The following is a 12,241-nucleotide window of genomic DNA, read 5'->3' as shown; positions in this document are numbered from 1 at the left end:
AGGCCATCGCGAAGATCAGATATATCGTCGAACAGTACTTCGGGATCACCCATCTCCATAACAACGCTTCCAGGGCACGGTTTACCACCATCGCCAAAAATGCCACCGACGCCCTCTTCAGGCAATTTGCCTTCAACCTTCAAAGGGGAACCAGGGTCCTGGCAGCATGAAACAAGGGAGTAGTGCGTCCGCAGAGGGAAAAACAGAGAAACGGGAACTCCCAATGAGTCATTCGGGATGTAAAAGGGTCGTGTCATAGCGGTAACAACGCTTTCGGTCCGGAACTCCGGCAGAAAGTAACCTCCGGAATCCTGAAAAAAGTGCCCCGAAGGGAGAAACAGGGAAGGCAGAAATTGTTCAAAGTTCTCAGAAGGTTACGCCATCTTACAGCCACGAGTATCAATTCGCCGAAGCGCCGCCCGGAATAGTATTTTTTCCAGGCTGACAATGGGGGAGACAGGACTGGATCCTTATTCCCGCGAAGTGTCTGATGTTTATCAGGACCTTTTTAGCGAAGGATCTTTCGTCGGCAAGGGCATATATGATGTGGACGCGTTTCGTCAGGCTCTGGATGAACGCTTCCCGGAAAATCTCATTCTCAGTCATGATCTGATTGAAAGCGGCTATGCCCGCTCGGGTCTTTTGGGATATGTCGAGTTATATGAAGACGCTCCCTCTTCCTACCTTGGAGAAGTAAGCCGCCAGCATCGCTGGATGAGAGGTGACTGGCAGATAGCTCCCTGGCTGAGACGATGCCCGCCATCACTTAAAGGCAGGCGTGTCCCATGTCAGCCTGTGTCGCCACTGATGCAATGGAAGATAATTGACAATTTACGCCGCGCTCTTTTCGCGCCGGCTATGATTTTCCTCCTTTGCCTGGCTTGGATTATCAGCCCCGTTTCCCCATATTACTGGACAATTTTTGCGCTGGCTGTATTTGGACTAAGCGGCATCGCACGTTCTCTTTCCTTGTTTATACAGAAACCAAAACATCGAAATCTGTTTTTACACGTTAGAAAATCTGGAACTACTTTGCTGCGTCATCTGGGGCTGGCTTTGTTCGGTATCAGCACGCTGGCCTACGAAGCGTGGATGTCCCTGTGTGCTTTCGCCCGCTCCGCTTTACGAATGCCCTTCACACGCAGAGGACTGCTGATTTGGCATCTGCCATTATATAGAAGACTCGGCAAACAAAACACATTGAGCGGCTTTTATCGGGAGATGTGGATTTCCCCTGTGCTGGCTGTGCTGACGATTGTTTTGGTATATTTTTTCAGGCCGACAGCCTGGCCGGCAGCTTTCCCCGTGGTGCTTCTGTGGATGTTTGCGCCTTTTGGTGCATGGGCAATCAGCCTGCCCGTCAGGGAAAAGGCGCCTCAGTTATCACAGGTACAATGGAGGAGCCTGCATCAACTGGCGTGCCGCACCTGGCGATATTTTGACAAATTTATCACCGAGGAAGATACTTATCTGCCTCCGGACAACTTTCAGGAAATACCCGAACCCATGCTCGCTTCCCGTACTTCGCCTACCAACATGGGATTTGCCTTAACTTCATACCTGGCCGCGTGGGATTTCGGCTACATCTCCACACATGAATTACTTAAAAGAGTTGGCCGGACCCTCAATGGTATGGAAAAACTGGAACGCTACCGGGGACATTTTTACAACTGGTACGATACCAGAGCACTAAAACCCTTGCCTCCCCGCTATATTTCCAGCGTCGACAGCGGGAACCTGGCGGCTTGCCTTTTGGTTTTGCACGCCGGGCTGGAAGAACTGTGCAACCATACGGCCTTGCCAAAACAAATTTGGAGTGGCTTAAACGACGCTTTGGATATCGCGGCGGTAAAAGCTGAAAAAGAAGGTTCATCCGGTTTTGTCGATCTTATTGATAAGGCAAAACTCCTGCTTGCGGGGGTTCCCGACGAATCTCAGAGCGTTTTAGAGCGCTTACGTTCCGTGCTGCTTTTGGCCGGGGAAATGACAAGCCTTGCCCCTTCCGAGCGCTTTTCAGATGCACCCGGCTGGGCAAAGTTTTTCCACGGGATGTGTCAAATGCATCTGGAAAGCACGGAAGCCCTGTTTGACGAAAGTGCCACAGAAATCACATTGCGAGCACTTGCCAAAACCAATGACGATGAATCAACTCCGAAGAAAGCGTCTGTAAATGCTGCTGCGCTCATAAAAAACATTGAAGAATTAGCCGAGCATTGCCGGCAAATGCAAGCAGGCATGGATTTCCACTTTCTGTACAATGAAAGACGTGAACTCTTGAGTATTGGTTTTGATGTGGAGACGCGCAGACTGGATCCTTCTTGTTATGACCTTTTAGCTTCCGAATCACGTATTGCCAGCTTCCTGGTCATAGCCGAAGAACAGGCTCCGCCTGAGCATTGGTTCGCTCTCGGGCGTTTGCTGGCCCGGAGAGGAACTGTGGAAGCCTTGGTTTCGTGGAGCGGCTCCATGTTCGAATATCTCATGCCGTTGCTCTTTATGAAGTCTTACCGCGGGACCTTATTGGATAAAACCTGCCGGGCTGCCATTGAACGCCAAATCCGGTATGGACGGCAAAGAAACGTTCCCTGGGGCATATCAGAATCTTGCTACAATGCCACTGATGCAAAACATGTATACCAATACAGAGCCTTCGGCGTCCCGGGCCTTGGCCTTAAACGTGGTTTATCAGACGACTTGGTGGTAGCCCCGTATGCCACACTACTGGCCATTCCTTTCGCGCCCGCGCAGGCCTGTGCGAACCTGGAGCGTCTGGCAGCTATAGAAGGAGTGCTCGGCCCCTATGGACTGATCGAAGCAATTGACTATACACCCTCTCGCAGTCCGCGTGATAAAAGGCATGCCCTTGTCCGTTGTTATATGTGTCACCATCAGGGCATGAGTTTAATGGCGCTATCCCACCTGTTGCTGGACGCGCCTATGGTGCGCCGCTTCATGTCGGAACCGACGGTGCGTGCCACGGAGTTGCTGTTACAGGAACGAATTCCCGATGTGTCTCCCGGCATACATCCACACAGGCAGGAAGCCGCCTCCAGGGCCAGGCTGGAAGGTGAAGAAGAGAGCACAATACGCAGCTTTAACACTCCAGCCACCCCTGTGCCGGAAGTACATATGCTTTCCAATGGTAATTATCTTGTGATGATAAACCAGGCAGGCGCCGGCTCCAGCCATTGGCAGAGCCTGGCCCTTACCCGCTGGCGCGAGGACGTGACCTGCGACAACTGGGGCTTGTTTCTTTACATCCGTGACATCGAAAGCAATGATATCTGGTCCAACAGCTACCAACCGGTTTGCCGCGCCGGGAAAAACTATGAGGCTGTTTTTACCCAGGGACGCGCCGAATTCCGCCGCGTGGACTTTGATATTGAAACAAAAACCGAGATATGTGTTTCTCCGGAAGACGATGTGGAAGTACGCAGAATAACTTTTACCAACCGTGGGAGAAACGAACGGCGGCTGGAGTTAACTTCCTATTCTGAAATAGTGTTGTCTGCTGATACCGCAGATTTGTCGCACAGGGCATTTAACAACCTATTTGTCCGGACAGAGATTCTTCCGGGCGAAAACGGCCTCCTTTTCACCCGTCTTAAACGTGAAGATCATGAACCTGATGTCTGGTATTTCCAGAAACTTTACGCCACCGGCCAAGACGGACCTGCTTCATGCGAGTCGGACAGAGCGCATTTCCTGGGACGCGGCCGGACCCCGGCCAACCCGGTGGCGATGGAATCCCCCGCAGGAATTCATGCTCCCCTTTGCAACACAGCCGGCTGTGTCGTTGATCCGGTGGCGGCCATAGGGCAGCCGGTCCTGCTCACCGATGACGAACCGTTACAGGTTTACCTGATCTGTGGAGCCGCTTCGACCCGCCAGGAGGCTCTGTCCTTAGCCGAAAAATACGGCGACAGTCATTTTGTCGAACGTGCCTTTGATATGGCCTGGTCGCACAGCCAAATTATCATGCGCCTGCTCAACGCGAGCGAAACGGAAGCTCAGGTTTACGGCCGCCTGGCCAGTTCAATATTTTACGCCAACCCGCGCAATCGCGCACCATGGACCGCTGTGGCCCGCAACACCCTCGGCCAGCAGGGGCTGTGGCGTTTTGGCATTTCCGGTGACCTTCCCATAGTTCTCTTGCGCATATCAGATATCCGCCGCATGGATCTGGTCAACGATACCTTGCGCGCCCACGCTTACTGGCGCCTCAAGGGCCTTAAAACCGATCTTATTATTCTTAACGAAGATTTTTCCGGCTACCGGGCTACTCTTAACGACAACATCATATCGGCCATAAACACGAGCCTCAACGCCGAGTTGCTGGACAAGCCCGGCGGCATCTTTTTGAAGCGCCTGGAGAATCTTTCGGAAGAAGACCACGTCCTCTTTCAAAGCGCGGCCCGGGTAGTTCTTACGGATGGCGCGGAGGATTTGCGTGAGCAGGTAGAACGCAGGTACGTGCCCCATCGTCCAATACCTCTGCTGAATCCTGTCCGCCCGGACACGGAAGAAACTCCCCGCCTGCTTGAAGACAGGGAAAGAATCCTGGTCAACGGCCCGGCCGGGTTCGCGACGGACGGGAAAGAATACATCATCATGTTAGAACCCGGTATGACCACTCCGGCGCCCTGGTCAAATGTCATCGCCGGCAAACGCTTCGGCATGGTACTTTCCGAAAGCGGTTCGATATACAGCTGGGTGGACAATGCCCATGAGTACAGGCTGACCACGTGGCACAATGATCCGGTAAGCGACCCCACCAGCGAAGTTTTTTATCTGCGTGACGAAGAAACCGGCAGGTTCTGGTCGCTGACACCCCGCCCCAGCCCGGGGCGTAATGGTTATGTTTGCCGACATGGCTTTGGTTACTCAGTCTTTGAGTATAATGAAGCAAGGCTTAAAACTGAGCTTTGCATTTACGCGTCAATAGAAGCCCCATTGCGTTGCGCCGTGATAAAACTGAGCAATACGTCTTCGAGAAGGCGCCGGGTTTCGCTTTCTGCTTTCCATGAGCTGGTTCTCGGTGAATGGCGTCATGACAACCTTATGCATATTTATACGGAAGCCGACAGCCAGACCGGAATTTTGCTTGCCCGAAACCCTTATAACCGTGTTTTCCCTCAACGTGTAGCTTTTGCTTCCTGCAGCGAAGCAGAGGTATTTCTCAGCGGCGATCGTACAGAGTTCATCGGAAGAAATGGAAGCCTCAAGAAGCCGGCTGCCTTGTTACGTCGGAACCTGTCGAGACACTGCGGCGCGCGTTACGATCCGGCGGCCGTGTTACAGGCTTTTTGCGAGCTTGCCCCGGGCGAAACGCGCGAAATTGTTTTTACCCTTGGTTCGGCCGAGAACGCGGAGGAAGCGCGCCGGCTATACCGCACGTTCGGCCGTCCCGCAGGCGCCCGTAGCGCTTTGGAGGAGGTTCGGACGCACTGGGACAATGTACTGGGAGGCATTCAGGTTGAAGTCCCGAACGAGCCGGCATTTAATGTCATGGTCAATGGCTGGCTCATTTATCAGACACTGGGCTGCCGCATGTGGGGCCGCAGCGGCTATTATCAATCGGGCGGAGCTTTTGGTTTCCGGGATCAGCTGCAAGACGCCATGGCGCTGCTGCACGCAGCTCCGGAAATTCTGCGGCAGCAGATACTTTTGGCTGCTTCCAGACAGTTTCCTGAAGGGGACGTTCAGCATTGGTGGCATCCTCCTGCCGGCGCAGGCGTACGCACACGTATTACCGATGACAGGTTATGGCTGGTTCAAGCAACCGTCCGCTATGTGCTGGCCACGGGTGATTCCGGTGTGCTGGACGAAAACATTCCCTTCCTGGAAAGCAGGCCACTTGCGGACGGCGAGGAAAGCCGCTTTGACCAGCATCTTCATCCAGCCGGAACTGCTTCGCTGTATGAGCATTGCGTTCGTGCAATTCGCATAAGTCTCTCTTACGGGCCCCGCGGTTTGCCCCTTATCGGCGGCGGTGATTGGAACGATGGAATGAATCGCGTGGGTATAGAAGGTAAAGGTGAAAGCGTATGGATGGCATGGTTTTTAGGAGACACGCTTGGCCGCTTTGAAAAAATAGCTATGCTCAAAGGCGACACCGACTTTGCCGCCCTTTGCCTGGAACAGCGGGAGAAGCTTCGCGCCTGCGTGGAAGAATCCGCCTGGGACGGAAAGTGGTATCGCAGAGCCTATTTCGACGACGGCAGCCCCTTAGGTTCAGTCAGCAATGACGAGTGCAAGATTGACGCGATCAGCCAGAGCTGGGCGGTTTTAAGCGGTATGGGCGAAGCCCGGCGGACACGACATGCCCTGGAGGCTGTCCGCAAACATCTGATTAAACCTGAAGATGGCCTGATCCTTCTGCTTGCTCCCCCTTTCGTGAACATGGAGCCGGATCCTGGGTATATCAAAAGATATCCGCCGGGCATTCGAGAAAATGGAGGGCAGTACACGCACGCGGCCATATGGACAGTAATGGCTTTTGCCGAGCTTGGCGATTATGAAACCGCATGGTCACTTTTCAACCTGCTCAATCCGGCACACCATATCCGTACGCCGGAAGCCACGGCACGTTATCGTGTAGAGCCTTACGTAATGTCGGCGGATATCTGTGGAGCCCCGCCGCACATGGGGCGCGGAGGATGGAGCTGGTACACGGGCGCCGCAGGCTGGATGTATCGCCTGGCTGTGGAAACCTTATTGGGGCTGGAACGCCACCCCGATTATTTAGTTTTAAAACCACGCCTGCCGGAGAGCGCGCCGCGATTCTTCCGTATTGATTACAGATATTGTGGACATTTTTATAGGATTGAAGCGCAACGTGCCCCCGAAGGAAGTAAACCGGCGGTATATTTTGACGGACACATACAAAAAGACGGTCGCATTCCGTTATTAAACGACAAGCGCGATCACAATATAAAGATAAGCTTTCGCTGAATATGCCCACGCGTAGAGGATCGCTTTATTCTTAGGCAGTGTGATATTTTTTGTGTACATTCATACGGTCATAGAAGAGGCAGGAAGTGCATTTTGTTTTATCTTGACACCGGTTTCCAAAGACGCTAGTGCTAGCTGGCAATGATCATACACTTGTAAAAAGTGGAAAACGTCTGATAGCGGCTTTTGTAAAAAGCTCCTTGAGGTAAGGTGCGCGCATCCTGAGAGATGAGGCGTACATTGAGATACGCCGCAGTGACGAGTGATAGAGCGCGATCAGGCATCCGGCAACTTTTTACGAAGTCGTCAATGATACTATCATTTTTTAAGACATATGCGCCAGTAGCTCAGTTGGATAGAGCAACGGACTTCTAATCCGTAGGTCCTGGGTTCGAATCCCCGCTGGCGTACCAATAGATACAAAGGTCTTACATCTCTTCAGCATGTGGGACCTTTTTTGGTTTGCAAGCTCTTCGAACGGCTATAACCCGGAACTGTCCCGGCAGGCAGGGCTTTCCATAAGCCCGAATGAACCCTCCCGGACCGTGATCCTCTCCTCCGCGGCGGTGTTTGGTCCTTCGATTATTGCGAGAGGAGGGCGTTCAGGATGGGCCGGTATGAGATGATGAGGACCTGTCACGGTGCGCACAGCCGGATGCGACGTGTCACCGTTGCTTGTTTTTTTTTCGACCCTGGTATAGACTCGCACCATCGAACATAAGGAAAACGGTCTCTTCGGGCTCCTCTTCCCGAGCGAACAGACCGCCCGGGGTGAAAAATGAAGTATGAAGGAATGGTAATACGCCCTCCGAGTGAGGCGCAGAGTCTTCTCCTGCAGGTAACGGTGGGCTGCTCTCATAACAAGTGTACCTTCTGCGGGACCTATGAGGGAGAACGGTTCCGCATCAAGTCTTTCGAGGAAATCGAGGAAGATATTCTGGAAGCGGCATCATGGGGTCAACCCGTCGAAAGGGTATTTCTCTGTGACGGTGACGCGCTCATTGTTCCCCAGGCACGATTGACGGCCGTCATTGACTCCATAAACGAACATATTCGAGGGGTGAGGCGAATCGGGACTTACGGGAACACAAAGAGCATCCTCCGAAAAACCCCTGATGAACTGGTTCAATTGAGGAACCTGGGTCTTGGTATTGTCTATCTGGGAATAGAGACGGGGAACAGGGATTTGCTCAAGACCATCAGGAAAGGGGCCGATTATGATCAGATAGTGATGGCGGGGCGGATGGTGAAAGACGCGGGGATTGAGCTGTCCGTTACGGTTCTGTTGGGAATCGGCGGCGTTGAAAAAAGCCGGGAGCATGCCCGTGACACGGCGCGTATCCTCACCGATATAGATCCTGACTACGTGGGGGCCCTGACGGTCATGGTTATCCCCGGTACCCCTCTTTACGATGACCTCCGGAGGGGAACGTTCAGACTCCCGGACACCTTCGGGTTTCTCGAGGAATTGAGAACGATGATTAAAGAGTCCGACTTTTCAAACTGTTTTTTTACATCCAACCACGCGTCCAACTATGTTCCCCTGCGTCTCAGACTGCCGGCGGACAAAGAAGAGGGCGTGAGGCTCCTGACGGAAATCATCGAATCGAAGAACAGGAGGGTCCTCCGTCCCGAGTTTCTTCGGGGGCTGTGAAGGCCGGCAGGACGCATCCTCGTTTACAGTGGTATGGCGTGAAAACACTACTGAAAAAAATACGGTATTTCTTTATTTATTTTTTCAGCGGCAACGGCAGGGAGACAACTCTTCCCTTCCCGGGCGAGGAAATCCGTTCTCTGGTGGACGTCGGCAGAAAGGAAGGATTCCTGGACAAGCAGTCGGCCCAGATGCTTGAAAACGTTCTTGAACTGGGAGACACGGTGGCCCGGGAGGTTATGGTGCCCCGGACCGAAATCATCGCTCTTTCAAGCGACGCCGGCATCGAGGAGATACTGAACCTCGTTTCACGGCACGGCCACACGCGGATGCCCGTCTATGTGGAAAACATCGACAACATAATCGGTGTGTTGAACGTAAAAGACCTGCTCAGGTTCTGGTCACACCAGGTGGATCAGCACAATTTCATGTCCATACTCCGCAAGGCCTATTTCATTCCTGAAACAAAAAGCATCCACATTCTGCTCCATGAGCTCAAGGAAATGAAATCCCATATGGCCGTGGTTATCGACGAATACGGCGGAACGTCGGGGCTGGTCACGCTTGAAGACCTGATCGAGGAGATTGTCGGCGAAATCCACGATGAATATGATGCCGACGAGGAGGAACCCTTCACGGAGCTTTCGTCGGGAGATGTCATGGTCGACGGAAGGGCGGAAATCGATGAGTTTGAAACCTACTTTGACTGCGTCATTCCCGACGGTCAGTTTGAAACAGTGGGAGGGTTCATTCTTTTTCTCGTCAAGAAGATTCCTCTGGCCGGTGAAGTGATTCCCTATGAAAACATAGAAATGGTGATAGAAAAAGCCGACGAGCGAAGCATAAAGAAAGTGCGGGTTCGCAGACTGTCGGGCAAGGCACTGCCCGGCGATGAGAGGCGGAAGCCGCCGGGCGGGGCAGCGGGGGACGTGACGGAATAATGAGCGGGAAAACGCTGCTCCCGGCACTGTTTTCGGGAGTACTCCTTGTACTGGCCTTTCCGAAGTTCAACCAGGACTACCTGATCTGGGCGGCTTTTGTCCCGCTGTTTTTCGCTCTGCGGAACGCCCGCCCCGCTGAAGCTTTCCGGCTGGGGCTCGTTGCGGGACTGATATTCAACGCGGGGCTTATCTACTGGATCGTCTACGTTGCAAGCTATTACGGGAACCTTCCCCTTGCGTTCTCAACGGCCGTCTTGGCTCTTTTTTCCCTCTACCTCGCGTTCTACACGGCTGTTTTTTCGTTTCTTGCAACCGTCGCGAACAGGAGGGGGATCCCCCTGATCGTGGCGGCGCCGCCGCTCTGGACGGCCTTGGAGTACCTGAAGTCTCATCTTTTTACGGGATTTCCCTGGGAAAACCTGGGGTACGCGCTTCACGCCCACATTTATCTTATACAGATTGCCGATATCACTGGGGTATTCGGTATCTCCTTTCTTGTGATCCTTGTGAATGCCGCGATGTATGAAATCCTCAAAGTCGGGACGTTGAAAAGAAAAGTCCTTGTGGCGACGGCTGTTACCGGCATCGTGGCCGCCATTCTTTTCTACGGCTTCTATCGAACGGACGCCGTCGAGCGGGAATGCGCCCGCGCGGATACGATATCGCTGGGTTTGATACAGGGCAACATCGAGCAGGCGGTCAAGTGGGACGACGCATACCGGGACAGAACCATCAATATCTATGGAGAATTCTCCCGGCAGGCTTCCCGGCGCGGTGCCGAATTTATTCTGTGGCCCGAAACGGCGGCCCCTCTGTTTTTTCAGGATGTCGACGACAATCATCGGGCCATAGTGGCCCTGGCCCGGGAAACGGGGGCGTTTCTTCTTTTCGGAAGTCCGAGCTATACCACTGTGAACGGAAAGCAGTCCCTCTTGAACAGTGCCTGGCTGTTGTCTCCCGAGGGGACCATGCTGGGGCGCTACGACAAGACCCATCTGGTTCCTTTCGGTGAATATGTTCCTCTGAGGCGGATATTCTTCTTTGTCGACAAACTGGTGGAAGGGTTCGCTGATTTCATTCCCGGCCGGGGCATCGACCCCCTGAAATTGAATGGTATGGCGGTAGGCGTCTTAATATGTTATGAAGGTATATTCCCTGAGATCAGCAGGATCTACACGCTCAGGGGTGCCGACTACCTCGTCAACTTAACCAACGACGGGTGGTACGGACGTACCTCGGCGCCTCATCAGCACATGTCGATGCTGACCCTGCGGGCCGTGGAGAACCGTCGTTCCATCGCGAGGGCCGCCAACACGGGAATCAGCGCCCTCGTTGATCCCCTTGGCCGGGTGACCGGAAAGACCGACCTGTTCGAGCCGGCCCTGCTGACGGGAACCCTGCAGGCACTATCCCTGCAAACGTTTTACACACGGCACGGAGACGTGTTTGCCCTGTGCTCAATTGTCATGTCCTGTGTAGTGTTGCTGTACAGAAGGAGACGATCATGATCGAGGACATCAAGGAATCTGTTGAAGACCTGAAAAAACGCGTAAATAATCTCAGGAGCTGCCTTTGACCTTGAAAAAATTACACTTCGAACAAAAGAACTTGAGTCACTTTTGATAAAGGAAGACTTTTGGAATGAGCAGGAACGGGCCAAGCGGGTTCTACAGGAAAAACGCAGGCTTGAGGACGTCATTTTCACCTGGAACAGCCTGAACACGTCTGTAGACGAACTGGCAGACTTGTTTGAAATGGCCCGCGAAGAGGACGATGAAATAACTCTCAGGGACATTCGAAACGACATTCGAGGTCTGGAAGAGCTGGTTCGTAAAGAGGAACTGACGCTCATGATGACCGGCGAGCATGACGGCGGGAATGCCATCATGACCATTCATGCCGGAGCGGGAGGGACAGAGGCCCAGGACTGGGCTGAAATGCTCCTGCGCATGTATCTTCGATGGGCGGAAGGCAGGGGCTACAGAACGCTCATCGTCGACTTTCAGCCCGGCGATGAAGCCGGCATCAAAAGTGCCACCCTGACTCTCGAAGGTCCCTATGCTTTCGGATATGCCCGGGCCGAGGCGGGAATTCACCGGCTCGTTCGCATATCCCCCTTCGACACCGGCAGGCGTCGACACACCTCTTTTGCTTCCGTATTCGTCTACCCCGAGCTCGAGGAAGACAATGACATCGAGATCGATGAGAACGATCTGCGGATTGACACCTACAGGTCAAGCGGCGCGGGAGGACAGCATGTCAACAAAACCGACTCGGCGGTGCGCATTACCCATCTTCCCACGGGGATCGTCGTCCAGTGCCAGAACGAGCGTTCTCAACACAAGAACAAGTCTACGGCCATGAAGATACTGGCGTCCCGGCTCTATGATCTGCAACGGCAGGAGCAGAACGAAAAAAATGAAGAGGTGAACAGGTCGAAAAAAGACATCTCCTGGGGAAGCCAGATACGATCCTATGTAGTGCACCCCTACCGCATGGTAAAAGACCATCGCACGAACATGGAAGTGGGTGACGTGGACAGTGTGCTCGATGGCTCCATCAATGAATTCATAGAAGCCTACCTTGCAAGCCAGGCGGTGGTTCAACCCTGATAACCGCGCTCCGTCTGTATCCGGGATGGAACAATGGCGCGGTTTTTCATTGCAATATAGGTAAAAAGACGTTACAGGAA

Annotated in this window: 5 protein-coding genes and 1 tRNA gene; all 6 read left to right on the top strand. The window is 53.3% G+C overall.

Translation table 11 applies throughout. The annotated features are described in order from the left end of the window. Positions 1-447 precede the first annotated feature (447 nt). Complete coding sequence (locus tag M0Q23_06245) at positions 448-6,954, top strand: hypothetical protein (protein ID MCK9528235.1); 6,507 nt, start codon at positions 448-450, stop codon at positions 6,952-6,954. A gap of 336 nt (positions 6,955-7,290) precedes the next feature. After that, positions 7,291-7,367, top strand: a tRNA-Arg gene (locus M0Q23_06240). A 365-nt stretch (positions 7,368-7,732) separates the two neighbouring features. After that, entirely contained in the window at positions 7,733-8,608 is an 876-nt protein-coding gene (locus M0Q23_06235; protein MCK9528234.1) for a radical SAM protein, read from the top strand. A 38-nt stretch (positions 8,609-8,646) separates the two neighbouring features. Beyond that, the gene (locus M0Q23_06230; GenBank protein ID MCK9528233.1) at positions 8,647-9,549 is read left to right on the top strand and encodes a hemolysin family protein; all 903 of its coding nucleotides are present in this window, start codon (positions 8,647-8,649) and stop codon (positions 9,547-9,549) included. Then, entirely contained in the window at positions 9,549-11,057 is a 1,509-nt protein-coding gene (gene lnt / locus M0Q23_06225) for an apolipoprotein N-acyltransferase (GenBank protein MCK9528232.1), read from the top strand. Before M0Q23_06230 ends, lnt begins: the two co-directional genes overlap by 1 nt. Continuing rightward, positions 11,054-12,161 (top strand): peptide chain release factor 2 gene (prfB, locus tag M0Q23_06220; GenBank protein ID MCK9528231.1). Its coding sequence is split into 2 segments (ribosomal slippage): positions 11,054-11,122 and positions 11,124-12,161, totalling 1,107 coding nucleotides; the frame shifts between segments, so codons are not numbered across the junction. Before lnt ends, prfB begins: the two co-directional genes overlap by 4 nt. The last annotated feature ends 80 nt before the right edge of the window (positions 12,162-12,241 follow it).

Source organism: Syntrophales bacterium, assembly GCA_023228425.1.
Lineage (GTDB): Bacteria > Desulfobacterota > Syntrophia > Syntrophales > UBA2210 > MLS-D.
The sequence above is the reverse complement of the archived record's forward strand: the minus strand, read 5'-3'. Positions and strand labels throughout refer to the sequence as shown.

Bases quoted from the DNA above. Each gene is read 5' to 3' on its own strand.
- M0Q23_06245 (MCK9528235.1), top strand. From the start codon at position 448: ATGGGGGAGACAGGACTGGATCCTTATTCCCGCGAAGTGTCTGATGTT.
- M0Q23_06235 (MCK9528234.1), top strand. From the start codon at position 7,733: ATGAAGTATGAAGGAATGGTAATACGCCCTCCGAGTGAGGCGCAGAGT.
- lnt (MCK9528232.1), top strand. From the start codon at position 9,549: ATGAGCGGGAAAACGCTGCTCCCGGCACTGTTTTCGGGAGTACTCCTT.